The organism is Acerihabitans sp. TG2 (assembly GCF_035013185.1).
Taxonomy (GTDB): domain Bacteria; phylum Pseudomonadota; class Gammaproteobacteria; order Enterobacterales; family Enterobacteriaceae; genus Acerihabitans.
This window is the reverse complement of the sequence record NZ_JAYGJO010000007.1, coordinates 82,884-107,043: the sequence shown is the minus strand read 5'-3', so window position 1 is coordinate 107,043 and position 24,160 is coordinate 82,884. Positions and strand designations below refer to the sequence as shown.

Sequence of the window (24,160 nt, the reverse complement as noted above, 5' to 3'; positions counted from 1 at the left end):
AAATACTGTTATGGAGTAGTCATGATAGATTTACGCAGTGATACCGTCACCCTGCCAAGCGACGACATGCGCCGCTTGATGGCGCAAGCCGAGGTTGGCGACGACGTATATGGCGACGATCCCACCGTGGCAGCATTGGAGGCCGACGGCGCGCGGCTGAGCGCCAAACAGGGGGCGTTATTTTTTCCCAGCGGCACCCAGGCTAACCTGGTGGCCTTGTTAACCCACTGCCAGCGTGGCGAAGAGTACATCGTTGGCCAGCAGGCACATAACTACCGCTTTGAGGCAGGCGGTGCGGCGGTACTGGGCAGCATACAGCCGCAGCCGTTGGAAGCAGATGAAGATGGCACCCTGTCGCTGGATAAAGTGGCCGCGGCGATAAAACCAGACGATTTCCATTTTGCCCGCACTCGCCTGCTATGCCTGGAAAATACGCATAATGGCAAAGTATTGCCGTTAGATTATCTGCGCCAGGCGTTTCAATTTACCCGCGAACGCGGTCTGGCTCTGCATATCGACGGTGCGCGGGTGTTTAACGCGGCGGTGGCGCTGAACGTGCCACTGAGCGAAATTAGCCAGTACTGCGATACGTTGACCATTTGTTTGTCCAAAGGTCTGGGGGCGCCGGTAGGATCACTGCTGTGTGGCGACGCCGCCTATCTACACCAGGCCAAGCGTTGGCGCAAGATGGTGGGTGGCGGTATGCGTCAATCCGGTATCCTGGCGGCGGCAGGGCGCTATGCGTTGGAACATAACGTGCAGCGGCTACGTGAGGATCATGACAATGCGGCCTGGCTGGAACAGCAGTTGGTAACACTGGGCGTCGAGATCATGGCGCCGGGAGCACAAACCAATATGCTGTTTATCCGCCAGCCAGTGGAGTTGGCCGCCAAACTGGGCCCCTGGATGCGTCAGCATGATATTGTCATTTCATCTGGCACCGTAACCCGCCTGGCGACCCATCTCAACGTCAGCCGCGCCGATTTGGAAAAGGTCGTGACGTGCTGGCGCGAGTTTTTGCAACATCATGCACAGCTAGTCGCCGCGCCCCTTACCAGCGTCTATTTCCAGTAACGCATCAAGAATCGCTTCGGTTTCCGCGTCCGGCAGGCCGCGGAAATCCCTGGGGCGAAAATGCATTTGGAACGCCGCCACCGCTTGGTGTTGCAACGCTTCAGATAGCGGTCCCGAGGTATCATAACCATAGCGCGCCATGCGCTTGAGAATCCCATCCATCGGCACCCACTGCCCGCATTGCCTAACCCCAAGATAATACGCCACCCGCTGCTTATCCGGCCACACCCCAACCCCGGCCTCAGCCAACCGTTGCCAGGGAAATAACGGGCCAGGATCCTGTTTACGACGCCAGGCGATGTCACTGTGCCCGACCACATTGCCCGGAGTAATGTGGTGGCGGGCGATAATATCCTTAGACAAGGCGATTAACAGGGAAATTTGCGCCGGTGGATAAGGCGCGGCGTGAAACCCCGTTAAGCGGCGCCGATAACCGGCGTTTTCAATTTCAATCCCAATCGATGTATCGTTAATATGGTCCCTGCCGCGCCAATGACTCTCCCCTGCATGCCAGGCCCGCCGCGACTCGTCCACCAGGCGCAGCACGGTAGGAACGCCGTGGCGATCCGCCGCCAGTGGGATCAGATAGTGGGCGCTAACCTGTTCGGCAGTGAGCGTATTCAATGAGGAGACAAAATCTTCTGCGGTATAGTGGATTACCAAAACCTGGATCCGTTCATCGGCACCAATAGCCCGGTGCGAACTGTCGATACGCAAGGCCAATGGCGATGGTGGCGCATTCACCCGTTGGCAACCCGTCATGGCTAACAACAGTAGGCATAACAGACAATTGATCGTTGCTATCGCCCCTCGTCTGCCCATGGTAGCGGGTGTAAAGCCATCCATGATCCTGTCCATTGTCACTTTTCGCCAACCTGCTTTTAAAGAGTTAAGCATTGTGCCTTTAACAAGCGTGACAAACAACATCCCCACGCCATGACGATCTTTAACCACCACCCGCGCTTTTGCACAAAAATCAATCGATGAATAGGGTATGCCAAAAATAATTCGTGTTGCAATAAGCCAGCAATACCGCGATAAATCTGTCTGAAACAGCGGTGAACACGAGCTGTGCAGCCACATTGGGGTGAGGTCCAAGGCAAGGACGAGTATGGCCAATGCGGATGCAATGTGCAGTCTGGCGGGTATAACGGTTTTTTGTTTAGGTTTCGCTTAGTTACACTGTAAGATAATATATTTTTTAATTTAACAAAGAGTTAATAATGCCAGGTTTTGGAATGGACTACTTGCACCACTTAATTATATCTAATCCGCAACATTCATTAATCACTCAACGTGAAACAACCTTTTGTCTCAACGAGCAGATGTTAAGTGCGGTAAATAATGTCACCTTGCAGATCAGAAACCACGTTGCAAATGATATCCCTAATATCATCGGTGATACCGTGACCACGGTTAAAGATACTTGCACAAAGATGAACCGGTTTGATGACATCGCAACATTTTATAATGTAAAAGCGAAACCTGTCGTTAAAAATACGCTGTCCCGTCTGGTTGCACAATGTAAGCGGGTGTTGAATACGGGGGTAGATTTTCTTTCTAAAGCACCAGCATATGCTACAAACCTATACAATGCTCTTAGTTTCAATAGTAATGTAAAACAAAAAAATCAAAATCAGCATGGCAAAACCAATAATACTGAAGAGGTTAAAGCGGTTACGCCTAATGATATTAATGAAATTTGTGATACAATTAATTCATCATTTTCTACTCCATCAGATTTTGCTGCGTGGGCAGCAGAAGAGGTTGAAACCAATATAGGCCGCGCGATAAATATGGAATTTGATGCACTGTTTCCAAACATCAAAAACCTATTATCATTAACCAACACACCCCCCCAGAGAATAAACGATAGTTTTCTAAAAGACGCATTGGTAAACGATTTTGCAAAAAACGCATCTATTCTCAAGGATCAACCTAAACCTAAAAATGGGTTTAGCGTGTTAGCCAATTCGAATATTTCTCAATTAGCTTTCAGCCATTTACTCCAGACGCATGGCAATAAAAACAAAACCGTTGCAGAAAAAGCCGTCAATTGGCAGGCTATCATCACTGTATATAGCCGGCTTTTCCCTAATAAACCCCCGTTGGACAGTATCCGTAATGCCACTCATCAGTATCTTGAGCGACTCACGCCAGAACAGATTAATCATGCCATTACACGGTTAAACGATGAGCAGGGAAAGCACCATGAACCCACGAGCGAAGAACCGGCACGTCATTAGGCGGTCGGCGACTTAATTGAAAGCGCGGACTCGCGTTGACTACCCCACACGGCGCAGCGTGACTTCTGCGCCGGTTAGACTTATCCCACCATCGCCATCACCATCGCCATCGCCATCGCCATCGCCATCGCCACGCAACCTAGCCAAACGTATCACCGGCACACAACTCGCTGATATCCAACTATACTTCAATGATAATCACCACTGGCGCATCAGTGCCCCCCGCTTAACTCAAACCAGAAAGGTTAATAATGAAAACAACGCTCTATACCCTATTGCCGCTGGCGCTGTTGCTATCGGCCTGTACTACCCCGGTTGAACCGGCGTTAAAGGATATTGGCACCCGTAATGGGCCTTGTGTTGAGGGCGGCCCGGATACGGTGGCACAGCGCTTTTATGACCTGCGTATCGATCAGCATGCCCAAGGTAAACCAGACACCGCGCAGTTGGAGCAATATCGGCCGTATCTGAGCGCAAGGTTGTTCAATGACCTGGCTAACGATCGAGCCGCACGCAATAAACTGGCCAAACTGCCAAACTGGGATATTTTCAGCGGTCAAGCAACCGCGCCAACCGATGCCCGGGTACATAGTGCTTCACGCATCTTAAACACCGATGCGAGAAACATACCGTTGCGTGTTGACCTTACTCGCGACCAGGGCAAGGGCGGCCAGTCCATGCAATGGCAGGATGAGGTATTAATGATCCGTGAGGGACGCTGTTGGGTATTGGACGACGTGCGTTATCTTGGTAACCCACCCACGGCACCGACCGGCACCCTTAGCCAAGCGCTGGAACCCCGGTAGGCTACGCTACAGATCACCAGCCCGATCGGCGCTGACCCAACCTGCGGTTTACTTAATCATTACCATACCGGCCATGCTACTGCGCCCCGACCGCAGTAGCGTGCGTAACCCGTAGACTCACGGGCCGGTATAGCGTGTTTAATACACTACGGAGCACGGATAGCCGATGAAGGTCCGATTAATGACTTTTTGTGCTGTTCATGGTAGAGTTACGCCCCTAAATGTAATTTTTAATCACGACAGATTGCATCGATCGGCTCTCGACGTTAACATCTGCCGCCTCAATGGTTATTCAGTTTCTTCGCATGAGTATTCAACTAGATCACATCGACTGTTTTTATGGTGCTTATCAAGCGCTATTTGATATCACCCTTAACTGCCCAGCGGGAGAAACGTTGGTGCTGCTTGGCCCCAGCGGCGCGGGCAAAAGTTCTCTACTGCGGGTGCTGAATCTGTTGGAGATGCCCCGCGCCGGTCAATTGACGATTGCGGGCAATCACTATGATTTCAAGCAGACCCCAGGAGAGAAAGCGATCCGCGAGCTGCGGCAAAACGTCGGCATGGTATTCCAACAATATAATCTGTGGCCCCATTTAACCGTACGACAAAATCTCATCGAGGCGCCGTGCAAGGTACTCTCCCTGTCGCGTCAGGTGGCTAATGCCCGTGCGGATAAATTATTGGAGCGTCTTCGTTTGACCGATTTTGCCGATCGTTTTCCACTGCATTTGTCCGGTGGACAGCAGCAACGCGTGGCCATCGCCAGAGCACTGATGATGGAACCCCAAGTATTGCTGTTCGATGAACCTACTGCGGCGCTGGATCCGGAAATTACTGCGCAAATCGTCAGCATCATTCACGAACTGGCGCAAACTGGCATCACACAAGTGATCGTGACACATGAGGTTGAGGTAGCGCGAAAGACTGCCAGTCACATTGTCTATATGGAAAACGGCCACATTGTCGAACAGGGCGATGCTTCGCATTTCGCCCAGCCTCGCACTGAGGCCTTTGCTCACTACTTGTCGCATTAATATTTGGAAAAAATAATGAAAAAAATGATTATTGCCGCCATTCTGGCGGGTGTTACGGCGTCGGCCGGGGCGGCTGAGACGATTCGTTTCGCCACGGAAGCATCCTACGCCCCCTTTGAATTCGTCGATGCCAATAATAAAATCCAAGGATTTGATATCGATTTGGCCAACGCTCTGTGTAAACAGATGCAGGCGCAGTGTACCTTTACCAACCAGGCCTTTGATAGTCTGATCCCCAGCCTGAAGTTCCGTCGTTTCGATGCGGTAATTTCCGGTATGGATATCACCCCCGAACGGTTAAAGCAGGTGTCTTTTAGCCAGCCGTATTACGAAAACTCAGCAATATTTGTCGCGCAAAAAGGTCAGTTTACCGATATTGCTTCGTTAAAAAACAAACGCGTCGGCATGCAAAACGGTTCAACCCATCAAAAATTTCTGATGGACAAACATCCAGAAATTACCGCGGTGCCCTATGACAGTTATCAGAATGCTATTCTGGATTTGAAAAACGGCCGATTGGACGCCGTCTTTGGCGATACTGCAGTGGTAAATGAATGGCTCAAGAAAGATGCCGATCTGGCCACCGTGGGCACCAAAATTACCGACAAGGCTTATTTTGGTACGGGGTTGGGTATTGCCATGCGTCTTGACAATACCGCACTGGCGGAAAAATTTAATACCGCGCTCGATAGCGTGCGCAAAGATGGCACCTACCAGGCGATTTATCAAAAATGGTTCAAGCAGTAATCACCTTACATGAATGAATTTCAACCCATAGCCAGCGCCGCCGGCACCACCCTCGCGCTGGCATTATGTTCTCTGGTCGTCGGCCTGCTGCTGGCGATGTGTTTTGCTGCGTGGGAATCCGCCCGCTGGCGTTGGTTTGGGCTATTGGGGACCTGCATGGTCACGCTGCTGCGTGGCCTGCCGGAGATCCTGGTGGTGTTGTTGATCTACTTCGGCGCCTCGCAATTGCTCGTTTCGCTTGCAGATGGTTTCACGCTCAATCTCTTTGTGCTGCAGATTCCGGTGCGCTTGCCAGCAGATAATATCAACTTCAGCCCATTTTTCTGTGGGGTTATCGCGCTGGCGCTGCTTTACGCCGCCTATGCTTCACAGACGTTGCGCGGCGCGCTAAAGGCTATTTCTCAGGGACAATGGGAATCAGGCCAGGCGTTGGGCATGAAAAAAAGCGTGATTTTCTTTCGCCTGGTCATGCCGCAAATGTGGCGCCATGCCTTACCCGGATTAGGTAACCAATGGCTGGTGCTGTTAAAAGACACCGCGTTGGTTTCTTTAATTAGCGTAAACGATTTGATGTTGCAAACCAAAAGCATCGTCAGTTTTACCCAGCAACCCTTTACCTGGTATTTAATCGCGGCAGCCGTCTATCTGGTGATCACGCTGTTGAGCCAAATCGTGCTGCGCGCGTTCGAACGCCGATCGACCCGTTTTGAAACAAGGGCCTCCTGATGCTGGCTTACCTGCCCGAATTAATCAAAGGCTTGCCGACCAGCCTGACGCTGACACTATGCGCTATTATTATCGCATTGCTGCTGGCGCTGTTGTTTACGCTGGTTATCAGCCTGAAAACCCCCGTTCTGACACCACTCATTAAAATCTATATCACGATATTCACCGGTACGCCGCTGCTGGTACAGATTTTTTTGATTTACTACGGGCCGGGACAATTTGCCTCGCTGCGCGCCATTCCCTGGCTGTGGCAACTGGTCTCCCAGCCTTGGCTGTGTGCCATGGTGGCGCTGGCACTAAACAGCGCCGCGTATACGACCCAACTGTTCACCGGGGCTATGCGAGCCATTCCCACCGGCCAATGGCAAGCCTGTTCCGCCCTGGGAATGTCGCGGATGCAATCGTTGCGCATATTGATGCCGTTTGCCATTAAACGGGCCTTGTCGTCCTATTCCAACGAGGTTGTATTGGTGTTTAAAAGCACCTCACTGGCTTATACCATCACCCTGATGGATATTATGGGTCATGGCCAGCTGATTTACGGGCGCACTTATGATGTGATGGTGTTCGGTGCCGCTGGTGTGATTTATCTCTGCGTCAATGGCGCGTTAACCCTACTGATGCGGCTGGTGGAGTACCGTGCATTGCGTTTCGAACGGCGCAACTGACGCGGCGCGTTTAAGCAACACCAGCGTCTCGTAATGGGCCGTGTGGGGAAACATATCAAACAGCTGAGCCTTGAGGATGTCATAACCGGACAACGCCTGTAGATCTTTGGCCAGGCTTTCCCCTTGGCAACTGGAGTACAGGATATACGGCGGTGCCATCTGATTAAGGTAATTGCATAATTCCTGACCAATACCGCGCCGCGGCGGATTGACCAACACCAAATCGGGCAAATCCGCACCCTGCCGGGCAAACTGGGTTGAATCCAGCGCGGCAAATGTCACGTGGCGCAAACCAAGCTGCTGCGCCGACTGCCGCGCGCTGGCAATCGCTTCAGGGCTGATTTCAATGCCGGTCAGCCGGGTGTCGGCGGAGGCGCAATGCAAACCAAAGCCACCGACCCCACAGAACAGATCCCATAGGCTGTCAATGTGAAGCATACCGACCCATTGGCGCGCGGCGGCGTATAACCGGGCAGCGATGGCGGGATTGGTTTGAAAAAAACCGCGCGGACGAATAAATAACGGCACATCATTCAAGCGCTCTTCCAACGCCGTTTGCTCAGTCAGGATAATCTCAGTTTCGCCTTCCAGAATGGCCATGTGTACCGGTTGAATATTTGCCGATATCACTTTCAGCAATGGCAATTGTGACTGCAACCAAGGCAACGCGGCGCGCAGTTGCGCCAGCTTGGTTGAGGAGCGCAGCACGAAACGCAGCATCATGCCGCCGTCAAAATCACTGGCGGTCAATAACAGGAACTTTAATTCACCGCGCCGACGAGCCACATCGTAGGGGGTTAACCCAGCGCGACCGATAAACGACTTCAACAGGTGAAAGACCGGCACAAAGCTGCTGGGATAAAGTGGACAGCGACACAGATCCAGCGGCTGCCCTGCCGCAGACGTAATACCGAGGATTGGGCGCTCGACGCTGCCTCCGACCACCATTTTGGCTTTATTGCGAAACGCTTGCGTGACACAACCTACCGGCGCTAGCCACTCACCAACCGGCTGGAAAGACAGCAACTGCGTGATGGCAGCCTGCTTGTCCGCTAATTGTTGGGGGTAAGGACGATCAAGCCATTGGCACGACCGACAACGGCCAGTGCTAAATAATTCGCAATGCATAAAGACCAGTGCCAGCAGAACGGGCGCGCATTGTACCATTGACGGCCGGAGGAATCACCGGCCACGTTTAAAAAACCGTCGGCTGCGGGGGGAAAGGAATAACAGAAACATCACCACAACATCGGGGGATTTGTGCAACAACAATTGCCCCATAATCTCAGCAACATTGTCACCGGGGCGTTAACCGGCATACGTACCCGAACTGCGCTCGCGCTTCTGATAATCCCCAACATGTGGTATTGCTTCCCGCAATTATGCTCGACATCAAAGGCTAGCAGATGCAGGGAAATTCAGCCACGTGCTGCCCGCTGGCGATCCCGCAGGCGTTGTTTTTCCGCCCTGGACATCAGCCACCAGGCGATCAGACCAATCAGGCCAACCACCCCAAGAATAATGGTCGCCAAGGCGTTGATTTCCGGATTAACACCCATCCTGACGCTCGAGAATACCAGCATCGGTAGTGTGGTAGCCCCGGGGCCGGCAACAAAACTGGCTATCACCAAATCATCCAGGGACAGGGTAAACGCCAGCAGCCAACCCGACACAATCGCTGGCGCAATCATCGGCAACGTGATAATAAAAAAGACTTTAATTGGCGTGGCGCCGAGATCCAGCGCGGCCTCCTCAATCGACTCATCAAGTTCGCGCAGCCGAGAATTCACCACCACGGCCACATAGGCCATGCAAAAGGTCACGTGCGCCAGCCAAATGGTAAACATTCCCCGCTCTGCCGGCCAGCCAATGGCATGGCCTAACGCCACAAACAACAGCAACAACGACAGGCCAGTTATCACATCCGGCATCACCAGGGGCGCAGTGAGCATAAAAGCAAAGCCATTGGCACCGCGAAAACGGCCAAAACGCACGATCACCACCGCTGCCAGGGTACCGAGAATCGCCGCCATGGTGGCGGTGGCGGCCGCCAGGGTTAGGCTCAGGGAAACCGCGCTCAGCATCGCGTCATCGTTTAACAGTACCCCATACCAACGGGTAGACCAGCCGGCCCATACCGTGACCAATTTGGAGCTGTTAAATGAATAGATCACCAACATCAGCATCGGGGCATACAAAAATGTAAACCCCACGATCAAAATAACAATACGCCAGGGAGATCGGACCACAGGTAAGGTGTTCATGCATGATCTCCCATCGTCCTGTTTTGATGTTTGTGGAACCACATGATCGGTGCTATCAGCAACAATAGCATCACTACCGCCACTGCAGACGCCACCGGCCAATCCCGATTGTTAAAAAATTCCTGCCATAAAATTCGGCCAATCATAATACTATCCGGCCCACCCAGCAGTTCGGGTATGACGTACTCCCCTACCGCCGGAATAAACACCAGCATCGAGCCGGCGATAATGCCGCCTTTGGTCAACGGCATAATAACCTTAAAAAAGGTTTTTAATGGTGGGGCACCTAAATCCAGTGAGGCTTCCACCAGAGAATAATCCAAACGGGTTAATGCGGTATAAATGGGCAAAATCATAAACGGTAAATACGCATAAACCACGCCAATATAGACCGCCAAATTGGTATGCAATATCACCAGGGGATGGTCAATCACGCCAAGCCATAGCAAAAAGTTATTTAATACCCCATTATTTTTCAGAATACCCATCCAGGCATAAACTCGAATGAGAAATGAGGTCCAGGAAGGCAGAATAACCAGCAACAACAGAATATTACGGGTAGAGGTTTTACTGTGCGCCACCGCCCAGGCCATGGGATAACCGATCAGCAGACAACAAAACGTCGATACCGCCGCCACCTGCAATGACTGGAAAAAAGCCTCGATATACAGCGGATCATCCAGTAACTGGGAAAAATTGGCCAAATTCAGGGAAATTTCCAGCTTACCATCCATCCAGCTGACCAGATCGGTGTACGGCGGGATCGCCCTGGCCATCTCCGCTAGGCTGATTTTAAACACAATCAGGAACGGCAGCATAAACAGCAAAAGCAGCCACAGGTACGGCATAAAAATTACCGCTTTGCGCCCGTGGCGCATTTGCAGCCGGGTTAACCAGCTCGGGGACACCACTGACCCGGTTGCCGGCAAGGATGGAACCTTTTGATCCACCTCAGACATAATGCTTCTCCACCTTATACCGTCAAAACAATGCAACTATCCGCATCCCAGCACAGACGGACTTCGTCCCCCCAGGTCGGCGAGCCTTTACGATACCGGTGAGCATTTTGTAACTGGGCGCTGATGGTCTGGCCGCTGCTTAATAGGACGTGGTAAATCGACAAATCGCCTAAATAGGCAATATTCACCACTTCACCAATGGCAAAATTGCACCCATTGGCGGGCACTTCATCGCACAGCATAATTTTTTCCGGCCGTAGCGCGATATGCACCGGCACGCCATCCACTACCGACACGTCAGTACTCACCTGCAGCGGATGAACCAGCGCCGGGCTTTGGATGATGAGTGCCTCATCCTGCCGTTCTTTCAACACGCCTTCAAACATATTTACCGAACCGATAAACTCGGCGCTGAAACAGCTATTAGGGTGCTCATAAATATCTTCAGGTTCACCGATCTGCACAAATTTACCACGATTCATGATGGCAATGCGTCCGGCCATGGTCATGGCCTCTTCCTGATCATGAGTAACCATGACACAGGTCACGCCAACCCGTTCCAGAATATCCACCACTTCAAGCTGCATACGATCGCGCAGCTTTTTATCCAGTGCCCCCATCGGCTCGTCCAGCAGCAATAGTTTGGGCCGTTTAGCCAAACTGCGCGCCAATGCCACCCGCTGCCGTTGACCACCGGAGAGTTGATGGGGCTTGCGCGCGGCAAACTCCTGCATATGGACCATCGCCAGCATCTCTTCCACCCGCTGCTTGATTTCGGCACGTGGCAATTTATCCTGCTTGAGGCCGAAAGCAATATTCTGCTCCACCGTCATATGGGGGAACAGCGCATAGGACTGAAACATCATGTTTATCGGCCGTTGATACGGCGGCATATGCGATAAATCCTGCCCATCAAGTACAATCTGCCCGTGGGTGGGTTGTTCAAATCCAGCCAACATCCGTAATAACGTGGATTTACCGCAGCCGGACGCGCCTAATAACGCAAACATTTCCCCTTTATAAATCGTTAGGCTGACATCATCCACCGCCGATTGACCGTCAAAGGTTTTGGTCAAATTGCGGATTTCCAGCAATGGCGTTACCATTTTCTGGGTTTTGGGCTGAGGACGGGGTATAGCTTCGTTCACTGACATCACTCTCCGAAACATAGGCGACGACGCTCCCGCATACGGTTGTCGCCGCCAAAATGGCATAACAGGCAGCACACAGCCGCCTGTTGGTCAGGATAACATTCAGCCTAGGACAGGTGATTATTTGCCGGTTTTCACTTTGGTCCAGGCTCGTGTGATCACACGGTCTATTTTAGGCGACTGAACCTTTAGGGTGAACAGTTTAGCGCGTACCTCAGCCGGGGGATAAATTCCCGGGTTATTACGTACCACCTCGTTGACCAGCGGCGTCGAGGTTTTATTACCATTGGCATAGAAGATGTGATTACTGATCTGAGCAATAACCTTCGGATCGAGTAAATAGTTAATGAACTGATAGGCCTCATCGGTGTTTTTAGCATCGGCGGGGATGGCCAGTACATCAAAAAACGCCAAAGCACCTTCCTTTGGAATACTGTAGGCGATATTCACACCATTTTTGGCTTCCTTGGCACGATTTGCCGCCTGCATCACATCCCCCGCCCAGCCTATGGCCACACAAATATCACCATTCGCCAAGTCATTAATATATTGAGACGAATGAAAATAACGAATACTGGGGCGCAGTTTTAACAATAAGTCAGTGGCAGCGCCGGTATAGTCATCAGCATGGGTGCTATTGGGGTCTTTGCCCTGATAGTTGAGCACAGTGGCGAAGATTTCCGCTGGCGCGTCCAGGAAGGCAACACCGCAACTTTTAAGTTTCGCCAGATTCTCCGGTTTCAACACCAGGTCCCAACTATTAACCGGCGCGTCCTTACCCAAGATGGCCTTCACTTTATCGACGTTATAGGCAATGCCGGTCGTGGCCCACATATAAGGGATGGCATATTTATTATCAGGATCATGCTGGCTGATAAGTTTCAGCAATTCAGGATCCAAATTTTTATAGTTGGGCAACTTACTTTTATCCAACGGCTGAAATACCCCGGCGGATAGCTGACGCTCAAGAAAGCTGGCGGAGGGAACTACCACGTCAAAGCCGGTACTGCCCGCCATTAACTTGCCCTCCAGCACTTCGTTGGAGTCAAACACATCGTAAACAACTTTTATGCCGGTCAGTTTTTCAAAATCCGACACCGTATTCGGCGCGATATAATCCGACCAGTTGTACACATGCAGTGTTTTTTGTTCCGCGCCGGTAGCGTAGACGGACGCGGCCATTAGCAGACCAGCAACCACACCCGGCAACCATTTTTTACGTTGGTTGAACATCCGTAGCTTCCTCCAAATCACAGACAATTGACGTTATACCCCACCATTGATGGGGTATAGTTATGCATATCATTATCAATATGCAAAGCATGAATAAAGCGCAGCTTGGCAAGCATAACCGCAGCGGAAGTGTGACGCCAGTGATCGAAAAAAAAATACAGCTTAAATCGATTTTTTATTCATTATAATCGAAAAAAAGTGAGGGTCGGCTGGCCATACACCTGAAGAGTTGCTGGGACATGCAAAACATTAGCATAAAACGGCTGGCCGCCGGTGGATGCTATCACCGGGTGAGTGCAGCGTTAGTGAATAACCGGCTGGGGACTTTTTAGTTCGTCGTGCGGCTCTTCGTCAATGAATAACAAATCATTGGCGCGTGCCTCAAGTATTAACATGGACAGTTGCTCTTCCGCCTGTTGCATGAAATGTCTGAACTGGCCGAATGTGATCCCGACTTCCACACTGATCGCCTGGCAGGCAACCAGTTTGGGTAGGTTATCATCTTGTATGTCGATAAACGCCTTTACGGTCAATGAACTGGCGTTAATCTGACTTAAATCACCCACCAACGCGATAAGCGCAGTGGGACGAACCTCCGCCAACGCGGAAAACAGGACGACATTGTCAACCAGATCGATTTTCGCATCAAAGATACCGTCAAAATTTTGCATATGCGGCAGATGCAGCGCCTGGCAGGAGTCACACTCAAAAAAAGAGAGACTCAGTTTTTCCAACCAGCGTCTAAGGATGTCCAGATCCGGGACAACAAGTGAATCCATTAGCCAACCTCGTCAATATGAACTGCGAAACGGGGGCATAGCTTACGGAATAATACTCTGCGACGCCATGGACAAACGCAGGAAATTATTTCGCCAACCCGGGCCAGACGGACAATGGCACCATTGCGCCCACCGTCAGTAGCCCGGGTATCTTTATCATCGTGTTGATTTGTAATGATTAGCCAACGACCAAGATCGAAATAACCTTATTCACTGGCCCCCATCAGGGCAAAGTCTGAAAATGTCCTCCGCTGAGCCGAGACAGACCTATTGGCTGTTACCGGGGGTATATTGCTCGATATACCTTATCATCAAACCGGCAATATCGATGCCGGTGGCGGTTTCAACTCCCTCAAATCCCGGTGAAGCGTTAACCTCCATAACCAAAGGACCGCGCCGTGCACGCAGGATATCTACGCCGGCGATATGCAGCCCTAGCGTGGCGGCAGCTTTTATCGCCACTTCCCGCTCCTGGGGAGTAATGGTGATATTGTGCGCGGAACCACCCCGATGCAAATTAGAACGAAAATCGCCCGGTTGAGCCTGGCGTTCGATCGCCGCCACCACCCGGTCACCGACCACCATGCATCGAATATCACAGCCTTTAGCCTCCTGGATATATTCCTGCACCAAAAATTGGGCCTTTAATCCACGAAAGGCATCAATGACACTGTTCGCCGCCTGAGTTGTTTCAGCCAGCACCACACCAATACCCTGGGTGCCCTCCACCAGTTTCACCACCAGCGGCGCCCCACCCACCATGGCAATAAGGTCACCGGTTTCGTCGGGAGAATCGGCAAAACCGGTCACCGGCAGATCTATGCCGGCTTTGGCCAATAGCTGAAGCGAATGCAGCTTGTCGCGAGCGCGGGCAATAGCGGTAGCATCGTTAAGGACAAAACTACCCAACATTTCAAACTGCCGCAATACCGCCGTACCGTAAAACGTTATTGCAGTGCCAATGCGCGGGATAACCGCGTCATACGCGCAAAGCCGCTTGCCCCGATAATGAATAGAGGGCGAATCACAATTAATGTTCATATAGCAGGAAAGCGGATCGATGATATCCACGCTATGATGCCGGGCTAAAGCAGCTTCCCGTAATCGCCTGCATGAGAACAACGAGCCGTCTCGCGATAAAATAGCTATTTTCACGCCTTACCCTGATTGGTGATAGAAAGCATAGACATAATAATCCGTCCGCTCATCAGCGGTCGAGCAAAGTTTATCACCCATGCGTCGGTCATCGTTTACCCCCCCTTTGCTGCGAGATAGGTCTTGGGCATCGGACTGAAAGGTAATTTCTGCTTTTTTTTGACGCAGCTCACAGGCATAGTAAACATCAGACAAATGCTATACTACGTGTAATATTTTTTACATCGTCATTTCATCGAGTTAGAGGAGTAGATATGTTAGCCGTGATTTTCGGACGTCCTGGTTGTCCTTATTGTGTACGTGCCAAAGAATTAGCGGAAAAATTGTCTCAAGAGCGAGATGACTTCTCATTCCGGTATATTGACATCCATGCGGAAGGTATCTCAAAAGCGGATTTGTCAAAAACCGTGGGTAAACCCGTGGAAACTGTGCCGCAAATTTTTATCGATAAACTGCATATTGGTGGGTGTACAGAATTTGAAGCCTATGCCAAGAAAAACCTCAGCCTGTACCAGCACTAAAACCGCAACGGTGTGATCGCATACGTCTGGTGGCCTTGCTATTTTAGTGATGTCACCCGGCGACTCAACGTAACACCAAGACAGTGGTCTAGCGCAGCGACGGTTTGGCCACAGCACAGAAAAAATACCCCGCCAGCGCACCGCAGGCACACCAGAAAAGCGCACTTAGCAGATAGGTTACCTGAAACCATAAAGTGATGGGCGGACAGCGTCCAAGGTAAAACAATGCCAGGCAAAGAGGTGTTACCAGCAGTGCACCTAACAGTGGCATGGCGATTTTATGAGTGTGGGACAATAGACTACCCACCATGCCGGGCAATAGAAATAACAGCAATCCCAGCGAAGCGCCATGACTGGGCTCATCCGTCAGCACCAAACCGCTCTCCTGGCTGGCAAAAACGACGGTAAACAGTATAGCGCTACTTATGCTTCCCACTCTGCGTAGGTAAACCGCCATACTCCCCTCCCATAATGACCAAAGTGTTCAAACCTTTGTGACAAAAATTCACCTTATCCCCTAATGTTGCGGCAAAGGGATAATCCCATCCCGTCGGCATTACCGGCAATCAGCAGGACGGAAACGCCATTTTTCGCTGTCCTTCTTTTTTCCGGAAAATAACAGCCAATACAAAACAGTCAATATCGTCCAACTAAAGACTCGAAATACATAGTGAAAGAGTCTACTATTTTTCGTCAATAAATGTACGACATAAATTCATATTTTTCAAATAGTTGAAGGTAACAACAACGTTATAAACAGTGAATGTTAAGGTGGCCAGTTTGTTAAACATGAATGCGGTTTTGTTATTGATTATGCAAGGCCAATCACATTACGGCACGGTGAAAATATCCAGAGATATTCTCAAGGTGGTCATTCAAATAGGGTTTTAACCCGTTTGTTTCATTTTCTAGCTCACGGAAGAAAACACCGTATCGCCCACGTTCCCCGCAGTGGATAGCCCATTGCTTCAAGCTAGACTAAGAATTTTTCAGTTTTTCCTTACAACAAACAGAAGATTAGCATTTAGCCAGTTGCATTAGTTTTATTCATGTTTTCCGAGATTAAGACCAATGATTTTATTGAGATAACAGATTATTATGTTTGTATTCAATGACTAAAATACACAAGAAAAACGACGTGGAGCAACCACGCCATCAGGTTTGACGCACTATTTTAATCAAAGCGACAACAAATATTATTTTTTTTTACCCTGAAGAAGAACTTTCCTTTATCCCTACAGTCTGATGTAGTGCCACTGCTTTTCTTTGATGTCCCCAAATTGAGGAGCCCGATCGTCCCGCCTTTTAGGTTCAAGACTTTCGGGTTTTTTATTGTCCACATTTTGCCATTTACCCACACTACAGCCCACAGATTACGGCTAAAGACAAAAAAAAGTGCATGCACCAATCCTGTAACAGCGTTAATAATCACGTGTAAAATAATTCATTAAAAACTCATGAAAATATTTGCGCTTACAGTTCACACTTAATATAAAATTAATAATTACTCTTCCTCAGTACCATAATACACCTCGCACCTATTCACCTTGATTAATGATATTACTAACACACCATTTTTCATAAAAGATAACTACAACTGAATTTCATCCAAAAAATTCATACCCATATTCCATTAACAGTTAAGTGTTACTTGTTCTCATATTATCTTTCTTTACACAAAAATAAACGATTTAGGTCAAAAAATGAAAAATTGGCACATGAATATTCTTGAAAAATTCTATATCATTCCCGGCTGTCATCCTTTACGCATTGTCTTGATATAAATTAAGGCTATTATTTTTAATGATATTAATATAATAAAGCGGCAGATTTTTGGTGAAGTAGACGTACTTTAACCCGTGTCGTTTTATGTTGGGAGATACAATGGATATGCCACAAGCAACCCTAGCCGAACGCGCGACATCATCGTCATGGCGCAAAACCGATTCTGTCTGGCTGCTGGGACTCTATGGCACCGCCATCGGTGCTGGAGTATTATTTTTACCGATCAACGCGGGTATCGGCGGTGCACTGCCGTTACTCGTGATGGCGCTACTCGCCTTTCCCATGACTTTTTTCTCCCATCGGGCGTTATGCCGTTTTGTTTTGTCCGGCAATGACAACTGCCGTGATATTACCGATGTGGTGAAACAGCATTTCGGTCCCGGGGCAGGCAACATACTTACTTTTCTCTATTTTTTTGCCATCTACCCCATTTTATTAGTCTACGGCGTTGCCATTACCAACACCGTCGACAGCTTTATTACTCACCAACTCCATCAAACCGCGCCACCACGAGCGCTATTGGCGCTGTTATTAATCCTCGGACTGATGGGCATTATCCGGTTGGGAAAAGAGATCATCGTCAGGGTCATGAGCGTCCTGGTATTTCCTTTCGTAGCGATACTGATGTTTCTCGCAATATATTTAATTCCCTTCTGGAGTACAGATATATTCCAACAGCCCCTAACACCCGCTGCAACAAAAAATGGTAGTTTGGTCAATACCCTGTGGCTGGCCATACCGGTGCTAGTATTTTCATTTAATCATTCCCCTATCATCTCCGCTTTTGCCATGTCGAAAAGGGCCGAAGATGGGGAGAACGCAGAAAAAAAATGTTCGCGAATCCTGTTAGTCAGCAATATGCTGATGGTGCTGACCGTGATGTTTTTTGTTTTTAGCTGTGTGCTTAGCCTGTCACCAGAGAATCTAGCACATGCCAAGGCGCAAAATATCTCGATTCTTTCACTATTGGCCAATCACTTTAATAACCCCCTTATCGGTTTTTTAGCGCCGCTGGTTGCCTTTATGGCAATAACCAAATCCTTCCTTGGTCACTATTTGGGCGCCAGCGAAGGTTTTATTGGGTTGCTAACCAAAGCGTTGGGCCAGGTGCATAAACCCGTCAGTAACCGCGCGCTACACAGGATCACCGGGATATTTATGCTGGTGTCGACCTGGTTGGTGGCCACCCTCAATCCCAGTATTCTGGGGATAATCGAAACGCTGGGCGGGCCGATTATCGCAATTTTACTGTTTTTGCTGCCGATGTATGCCATTGCACGAGTGCCATCCATGGCCCGGTATCGCGGGACGCTCAGCAACTATTTCGTCTGGATTATCGGGATTGTCGCCCTAGCGGCAATTGTTTATAAAATTCTGCCATAAAGCACGCCGCCAGGCGGCAACGGGGAGTATGACGCGATACCCTAAATAATCCGCGTGGCAGGAAGGCGGCAACGCAGTGAGCGCCCAGGAGCTTACTTATGTAAAAGACTGGGGTGAGCGAGGCAGCCAACGCACCTGCAACGGGGAGTATGACGGGTATCGGGGTTTAACTGCTGAACCAACCATGCACCGTCTGCAGGATCCAATCCCAAATATTGCGGAAAAATCCCCCTTTCTGTACTTCTTCCAGGGCCACCAGCGGCCGCTGTTCAATGACGTTACCATTGAGTTCGAAATTAATCGTGCCAACCACCTGATGCAATGCCAGGGGGGCATTAAGATGTGCTGAATTAAGGGTAAACGATGCTTTCAGGTTTTTCATTTGTCCTTTTGGTAGTGTGATAGAGGCGTCCTGAGCCACGCCGAGATCGACTTCACTGCGATCGCCAAACCACACACGCTGGCGGGTAAAAGGTTTGTCAGCGGGTAACGGCGTTGTTGTTTCAAAAAACCGGAATCCCCAGGTCAGGAGCTTTTCACTTTCACGAAAGCGGACGCTGTCGGTGGGCGCGCCCAATACGACAGAAATCAGCCGCATACCGTTTTCCGTGGCCGACGCCACTAAATTGTGGCCAGCGCCATCGGTATAACCGGTTTTTATGCCGTCGACATCCAGATTGCTGCTCCACAGCAGACGGTTACGGTTAAGCTGCTTGATTTTGTTATAGGTGAATTCTTTCTGCTTGTTCAGGGCATACTCATCCGGCACATCACGGATCAGCGCCTGACTGATAATGGCCATATCTCTGGCGGAACTGTATTGCCCTTCCGCATCCAGGCCGTGTACCGTCAGGAAATGGGTGTTTTTCAGCCCCATGGCATCAGCATATTTGTTCATTAAGCTGACGAATGCATCCTGACTGCCTGCCACATAATCCGCCAATGCGATACTGGCATCGTTACCGGACTGGACCACCACGCCGTTGTTTAAATCAGCCACCGAGACCTGCTCACCTGGCTTTAAGAACATTAGCGAGGAACCGCGTAATACCGGATTGCCGGTGGCCCAGGCATCCTTGCCAATGGTCACCTTATCTTGTTCAGTTATTTTTTTGGCTTTTAAGGCCTGACCAATCACATAACTGGACATGATTTTGGTTAGGCTGGCGGGATCTGAGCGCAGATCAGCATTGGACTCGGCCAATACTTTTCCGCTTTGGTAATCCATCAGGATAAATGCCTTGGCATTGATCTCAGGGGCACCGGGCGCCGTTTCCGCCTGGGCGACGGAGGTGGTAAGTACTATCAGGGCTCCGAAGCCCAGCACCGTAATCTTTTGGGAGAGCGCGTAATTCATCATGACGTTGCCAGAGTATCGATTCAAAAATGGTTACCGTGTGATTCACGATAGAGGTTTGAGTTTCGCAACCCGACATGCTGCCATCAGGTTGTCTGAATCATGTTCCAAGGATCTTGGTGTAGATGAAACCTTGGCGTATATGAAACCGTTGTTTATATGAAACCGTTGTTTATATGAAACCTTGGTTTATATGAAACAACGTTACTTTGCAGCATTGAAAGCAAAGTTTCAGCTTTTTTTATGCTTTATTTCGAATTGCATTACCGTTTACTGCGCCGATCCGCTCGTTGCGCCAACCAATCACCCAAGACCTGCACAATTTGCACCAGGATCACCAAGGCCACCACAGTGATGATCATGACATTAGTTTCATAACGATAATAACCGAAACGGATGGCCAAATCACCGACGCCACCCCCGCCAACGATACCCGCCATAGCGGAATAACCGATCAGGCTGACCAACGTCACCGTCAGCCCACGCAACAACCCGGCCGCCGCCTCCGGCAGCAACACCGTGGCAATGATCCGCATCGGGCTGGCGCCAAAAGCCTCTGCCGCCTCTACAATACCGGGGTCGACCTCACGCAGCGCCCCATCGACCAGACGCGCATAAAAGGCAATGGCAGCAACAGACAACGGTACCGCCGCAGCAATGGGACCAATGGTATTACCCAGTAAAAACTGCGTCAAAGGCAGCAATACCACCAACAGGATCACAAACGGAATCGAACGGATAAGATTCACCAATATGGTGCCCAGCAGATACAGCGCACGATTTTCCCAAAACAGATGGCGATCGGTGACAAAAATGAGTAATCCCAACGGCAATCCACCGATGATAGAAAATAATGCGGCAATACCCACCATTTGGAAGGTCTCGCCGAATGCCGCCAATAAATCAAGCCATAGATCAGCCATGCAGTACCTCCACGCGCGCGGTATTTTTCTGAATATAGTCCACCGCCTTGGCCACGTTGGCCGGTTCACTGGGATGGGTTAACAGCGCGACCAAAATACCCAGTGCGTGGTGGCCGATATACTCGATTTTGCCGTGCAAAATATTCACTGATACGCCATAACGCATGGCCACATCCGACAGTACCGGCTGTTCTGCCGATGCGCCAACGAACAAGATTTTCAGCAACGTGCCGTCCAACTCCTGTAATAAACGCGGTGGGAGTTCAAGATTAAACGTATGGGATACGAGTTGGCGGGTAAATTCATGCTGTGGGGCGGCAAAAATGTCAAACACGTCGCCCTCTTCCACCATTTTACCGCCGGTCATGACGGCCATCCGATCGCAGATCGTTTTGATCACCGTCATTTCATGGGATATCAGCACGATGGTAATGCCCAGACGCTGGTTAATTTCTTTTAACAGAGCCAGAATCGAGGCCGACGTTTCCAAATCTAACGCCGAGGTGGGCTCGTCACACAGCAACACTTCTGGCTGGTTAGCAATGGCGCGGGCAATGCCGACACGCTGTTTTTGGCCCCCGCTGAGCTGTGCGGGAAATGCTGTTGCCTTGTCCGCCAACCCCACCAGCGCCAGGATTTCCGGTACCCGCCGTGCGATGTCTGCGGAGGATTTGCCCGCCGCACGCAGGCTAAACGCCACATTTGCCGCGACGCTTCGGGTATGCATCAAATTAAAATGTTGAAAAATCATGCCAATCTTCTGGCGAGCCTGACGCAAGGCCCCGCCGCTCAGCGACGAGATTGTCACCCCGTTGACCACCACATCACCCACGCTTGGTCGCTGGAGTAAATTAATGGTGCGCAGCAAGGTACTTTTACCGGCCCCGCTGGCCCCGACGATGCCATAAACTTCCCCGCGGTTGATCCGCAGGCTAACGTCATCCACCGCACGGGCACTGAGTTGATTTTCTCTCGGAAAATCAACGCTAATATGGTCTAGCTGAATCATTATCCGCGAACTCCACACTGATATTTGAGCGGAAAAACAACCTGCCGCCCCGAACGGGGGGCAGGAATAACCACGGCCTAGGGTGTAGTCTGCGCGACAACCTGCATCCATTTCGGCTTTTGGAACTGGCTGAACATCGAGGCCGGTTGGTTGATGGCTGCAGCGTAAGCGGGCGATTCCACTGCGGCTTTGATATCTTTGACAAACGGCTTGTCCATATCCTCGCTGCGCACCGCAATCACATTTTTTAAATTTTCATCCAATGTTTCCAAGGCCAGGGCTGAAGAGAGTTTGAGCCCGGCGGCAAAGGCAAAGTTACCATTGACCAACGCGCCGCTGGCGCTATCGAGCGTTCTGGGCAACTGAGCCGCCTCCAACGGTTTAAACACCAGACCACGGGGGTTAAGGGCGATATCCCGTTCAGAGGCTTTGGTGGGATCGATATCCGCCTTGATGGTAATTAAGCCCAGTTTTTGCAAAAAGCGCAGTCCACGCGCCAAATTGGTTGGATCGTTAGATAGCGTAATGATATCGCCTTTTTTTAGCTGATCGATGGCGGTGATTTTATGGGAATAGAACCCCATGCTGGCGGTAGGTACCGCTATCAGTGGCTGGATCTTCAGCCCCTTATCCGCGGCAAACTTTTCCAGATACAACGTATGCTGAAACAGGTTGGCATCGATACTGCCATTGGCCAACGCCACATTTGGCTGCACATAGTCGCTAAATTCACGCACATCGACTTTATAGCCTTTTTTTACCAATTCCGGTTTGATAGCTTGCTTGACCATATCGCCATAAGGCCCCGGCGCAACACCAAAAACAAGGGTCTTGGGATCGCTGCCGGCGTGCGCCCACTGAAGTCCAAAAACCAACAACCCTAGGGTTAACGCTGTGCGGATAGGTGCAATAAATGTCATAACGATATGTGTCCTGTGTAAAAAAATGATCATGCGTGTCAGACTGTGATTAAATCATAAATATCATTGCGATATAGCTTATTCTTAACGAGAACCATTTCTTTTGAACGAAAATATCGTTTTAACCCATCTGATAAAATAAACACGCGTTATTCAATTGAACATTTGGACTATAATTTATCTGTCGGCGTTAAAACGGTGGCGGGTGATGGCGGATATTGATACGTTCGTAAGGGCTGCCATGGGCTCTACCCAGTCCGGCCGTCGTTTAAGCCAACGTCCGACGCTGGTGTTTATGATGGATTACCCAGCTATTTTGAAAAATTGATGCGGAGAAGGTGTAATGCTAACAATTTGGGGCCGTGATAATTCGACCAACGTAAAAAAAGTGCTATGGTGCGCGACGGAACTTAATCTCACATTCAACGCCATACCCGCTGGTGGTCAATATGGTAAAAACCGTGAATCTGCTTACTTGGCGCTCAATCCCAACGGTTTGGTACCATGTATACAAGATGATGAAAACGGCCTGGTATTATGGGAATCCAACACCATTGTGCGGTATTTGGCTGCCCAGTATGGTCAGCACCTCTGGCCATTGACCGATGCGGCGGTATGCGCCAGCGCGGAAAAGTGGATGGATTGGACGTTATCCACACTGGCACCCGCTTTGCAGCCGCTTTTTGTCAGTTTGATCAGAACACCGGTGGAAAAACGCGATAAAAAACTGATAGAAGACTGTATTCAAAAATGCGAAGCACTGTTTGATATCGCAGAAAACGCATTAGAGAAACAGCCCTATTTTTCCGGCACGGCGTTTGGTATTGGCGATATACCTATCGGCTGCTTTGCCTATAATTGGTTTAGCATGGATATTGCGCGAAAACCCCGGCCCCATCTGAAAACCTGGTATGAGGCTATTTGTGCCCGCCCCGCGTTCCAGCAGCGGGTCATGATCCCCTTGAGCTAATGACCAGCACGCGGGAGACACCCCGCCTCCCGCGCTACGTCTTACCATCCTATATCTGCCCAACCTCATCTAACGCAGTACACCGTTACGCGCAGATGAAATAATTCTACATAGCCCTGTGGGTCTGCCCATACACTCACCACGATCTGCCTGCAACTGCGGCGCCACACCCACCCGATATCGTGTTGCGCCAATCCCATTAACGATCGCTGTTTTAGTGCAGTGACAACAGATTTAATGTTGCTATGCCGTAAGTTCACTACCTTATAAAACCCCCTGCCGCTGACCACCGGTAATATTGCCGGTACCCGCCCGGTTGCTGTGTCGCTTCCTTTGTTTTCGGGCTTAAACCCTGGGTACACCGCGAGTTGGTACCTAAATTGATACTGTCTGATAACCCAATAAGTTCGCAAGATAATAAATAATTTTTAATATTAATTGGTTGCATGT

General features: G+C 50.1%; 23 protein-coding genes and 1 pseudogene. 10 read left to right on the top strand and 14 right to left on the bottom strand.

Annotation, left to right across the window (positions count from 1 at the left end; genetic code table 11):
* Positions 1-21: 21 nt before the first annotated feature.
* A complete protein-coding gene (gene ltaE, locus SJI19_RS08715) occupies positions 22-1,074 on the top strand; it encodes a low-specificity L-threonine aldolase (protein WP_323477863.1) in 1,053 nt (350 codons plus the stop codon).
* Here the strand turns inward: ltaE and SJI19_RS08710 are convergent.
* Positions 1,036-1,896 (bottom strand): N-acetylmuramoyl-L-alanine amidase, encoded by an 861-nt coding sequence (locus tag SJI19_RS08710; protein ID WP_416347524.1) that lies wholly within the window; start codon positions 1,894-1,896, stop codon positions 1,036-1,038. The genes ltaE and SJI19_RS08710 overlap by 39 nt on opposite strands.
* 401 nt (positions 1,897-2,297) lie before the next feature.
* On the opposite strand from SJI19_RS08710, the gene SJI19_RS08705 reads away from it, so the two are divergent.
* The 6 genes from SJI19_RS08705 to artM all read left to right on the top strand — a co-directional run bounded on the left by SJI19_RS08705 (position 2,298) and on the right by artM (position 7,301).
* On the top strand, positions 2,298-3,320 hold the full coding sequence (locus SJI19_RS08705) for a hypothetical protein (RefSeq protein ID WP_323477861.1): 1,023 nt from the start codon (positions 2,298-2,300) through the stop codon (positions 3,318-3,320).
* 251 nt (positions 3,321-3,571) lie between these two features.
* Positions 3,572-4,126 (top strand): lipoprotein, encoded by a 555-nt coding sequence (locus SJI19_RS08700; RefSeq protein ID WP_323477860.1) that lies wholly within the window; start codon positions 3,572-3,574, stop codon positions 4,124-4,126.
* A 305-nt stretch (positions 4,127-4,431) separates the two neighbouring features.
* Positions 4,432-5,160, top strand: coding sequence for an arginine ABC transporter ATP-binding protein ArtP (artP, locus tag SJI19_RS08695; protein ID WP_323477859.1), 729 nt, complete (start codon positions 4,432-4,434; stop codon positions 5,158-5,160).
* Positions 5,161-5,175: 15 nt separating this feature from the next.
* Positions 5,176-5,907, top strand: coding sequence for an arginine ABC transporter substrate-binding protein (gene artJ / locus SJI19_RS08690; RefSeq protein ID WP_323477858.1), 732 nt, complete (start codon positions 5,176-5,178; stop codon positions 5,905-5,907).
* 9 nt (positions 5,908-5,916) lie between these two features.
* A complete protein-coding gene (artQ, locus tag SJI19_RS08685) occupies positions 5,917-6,633 on the top strand; it encodes an arginine ABC transporter permease ArtQ (protein ID WP_323477857.1) in 717 nt (238 codons plus the stop codon).
* Positions 6,633-7,301 carry an arginine ABC transporter permease ArtM gene (gene artM, locus SJI19_RS08680; RefSeq protein ID WP_323477856.1) on the top strand — a complete coding sequence of 223 codons (669 nt, stop codon included), beginning with the start codon at positions 6,633-6,635 and terminating at the stop codon, positions 7,299-7,301. Before artQ ends, artM begins: the two co-directional genes overlap by 1 nt.
* On the opposite strand, the gene rlmC is transcribed toward artM, so the two are convergent.
* The 8 genes and pseudogenes from rlmC to rimK form a co-directional block, all read right to left on the bottom strand.
* A complete protein-coding gene (rlmC, locus tag SJI19_RS08675; RefSeq protein ID WP_323477855.1) occupies positions 7,248-8,429 on the bottom strand; it encodes a 23S rRNA (uracil(747)-C(5))-methyltransferase RlmC in 1,182 nt (393 codons plus the stop codon). The two genes, artM and rlmC, sit on opposite strands and share 54 nt — an antisense overlap.
* A 54-nt stretch (positions 8,430-8,483) precedes the next feature.
* Positions 8,484-8,594 (bottom strand): annotated as a pseudogene (locus tag SJI19_RS24820) (YbjO family protein); the annotation flags it as partial.
* A 125-nt stretch (positions 8,595-8,719) separates the two neighbouring features.
* Positions 8,720-9,565: a putrescine ABC transporter permease PotI gene (potI, locus tag SJI19_RS08670; RefSeq protein WP_323477854.1), complete on the bottom strand. Its 846-nt coding sequence runs from the start codon at positions 9,563-9,565 to the stop codon at positions 8,720-8,722.
* A complete protein-coding gene (potH, locus tag SJI19_RS08665; protein WP_323477853.1) occupies positions 9,562-10,524 on the bottom strand; it encodes a putrescine ABC transporter permease PotH in 963 nt (320 codons plus the stop codon). Before potH ends, potI begins: the two co-directional genes overlap by 4 nt.
* Positions 10,525-10,538: 14 nt before the next feature.
* Positions 10,539-11,672 carry a putrescine ABC transporter ATP-binding subunit PotG gene (potG, locus tag SJI19_RS08660; protein WP_323477938.1) on the bottom strand — a complete coding sequence of 378 codons (1,134 nt, stop codon included), beginning with the start codon at positions 11,670-11,672 and terminating at the stop codon, positions 10,539-10,541.
* Positions 11,673-11,795: 123 nt separating this feature from the next.
* Positions 11,796-12,908 carry a spermidine/putrescine ABC transporter substrate-binding protein PotF gene (potF, locus tag SJI19_RS08655; RefSeq protein WP_323477852.1) on the bottom strand — a complete coding sequence of 371 codons (1,113 nt, stop codon included), beginning with the start codon at positions 12,906-12,908 and terminating at the stop codon, positions 11,796-11,798.
* Between the two features lie 302 nt (positions 12,909-13,210).
* Positions 13,211-13,687 (bottom strand): YbjN domain-containing protein, encoded by a 477-nt coding sequence (locus SJI19_RS08650; protein WP_323477851.1) that lies wholly within the window; start codon positions 13,685-13,687, stop codon positions 13,211-13,213.
* A gap of 267 nt (positions 13,688-13,954) precedes the next feature.
* The gene (gene rimK / locus SJI19_RS08645) at positions 13,955-14,842 is read right to left on the bottom strand and encodes a 30S ribosomal protein S6--L-glutamate ligase (RefSeq protein WP_323477850.1); all 888 of its coding nucleotides are present in this window, start codon (positions 14,840-14,842) and stop codon (positions 13,955-13,957) included.
* A gap of 254 nt (positions 14,843-15,096) precedes the next feature.
* Between rimK and SJI19_RS08640 the strand changes: the two genes are divergently transcribed.
* On the top strand, positions 15,097-15,363 hold the full coding sequence (locus SJI19_RS08640) for a GrxA family glutaredoxin (RefSeq protein ID WP_323477849.1): 267 nt from the start codon (positions 15,097-15,099) through the stop codon (positions 15,361-15,363).
* A gap of 88 nt (positions 15,364-15,451) precedes the next feature.
* On the opposite strand, the gene ybjM is transcribed toward SJI19_RS08640, so the two are convergent.
* A complete protein-coding gene (ybjM, locus tag SJI19_RS08635) occupies positions 15,452-15,820 on the bottom strand; it encodes an inner membrane protein YbjM (protein ID WP_323477848.1) in 369 nt (122 codons plus the stop codon).
* Positions 15,821-17,247: 1,427 nt separating this feature from the next.
* Between ybjM and SJI19_RS08630 the strand changes: the two genes are divergently transcribed.
* Positions 17,248-18,531, top strand: a complete 1,284-nt coding sequence (locus tag SJI19_RS08630; protein ID WP_323477847.1) for a serine/threonine transporter — start codon at positions 17,248-17,250, stop codon at positions 18,529-18,531.
* Positions 18,532-18,697: 166 nt separating this feature from the next.
* Here the strand turns inward: SJI19_RS08630 and SJI19_RS08625 are convergent, their stop codons facing one another.
* The 4 genes from SJI19_RS08625 to SJI19_RS08610 all read right to left on the bottom strand — a co-directional run bounded on the left by SJI19_RS08625 (position 18,698) and on the right by SJI19_RS08610 (position 22,740).
* Complete coding sequence (locus SJI19_RS08625) at positions 18,698-19,891, bottom strand: serine hydrolase (RefSeq protein WP_323477846.1); 1,194 nt, start codon at positions 19,889-19,891, stop codon at positions 18,698-18,700.
* 260 nt (positions 19,892-20,151) lie between these two features.
* On the bottom strand, positions 20,152-20,811 hold the full coding sequence (locus tag SJI19_RS08620) for a methionine ABC transporter permease (protein WP_323477845.1): 660 nt from the start codon (positions 20,809-20,811) through the stop codon (positions 20,152-20,154).
* Positions 20,804-21,820: a methionine ABC transporter ATP-binding protein gene (locus tag SJI19_RS08615; protein WP_323477844.1), complete on the bottom strand. Its 1,017-nt coding sequence runs from the start codon at positions 21,818-21,820 to the stop codon at positions 20,804-20,806. The genes SJI19_RS08620 and SJI19_RS08615 overlap by 8 nt, the downstream gene beginning before the upstream one ends.
* 77 nt (positions 21,821-21,897) lie before the next feature.
* A complete protein-coding gene (locus tag SJI19_RS08610) occupies positions 21,898-22,740 on the bottom strand; it encodes a MetQ/NlpA family ABC transporter substrate-binding protein (protein WP_323477843.1) in 843 nt (280 codons plus the stop codon).
* A 343-nt stretch (positions 22,741-23,083) separates the two neighbouring features.
* On the opposite strand from SJI19_RS08610, the gene SJI19_RS08605 reads away from it, so the two are divergent.
* A complete protein-coding gene (locus tag SJI19_RS08605) occupies positions 23,084-23,710 on the top strand; it encodes a glutathione S-transferase (RefSeq protein ID WP_323477842.1) in 627 nt (208 codons plus the stop codon).
* The last annotated feature ends 450 nt before the right edge of the window (positions 23,711-24,160 follow it).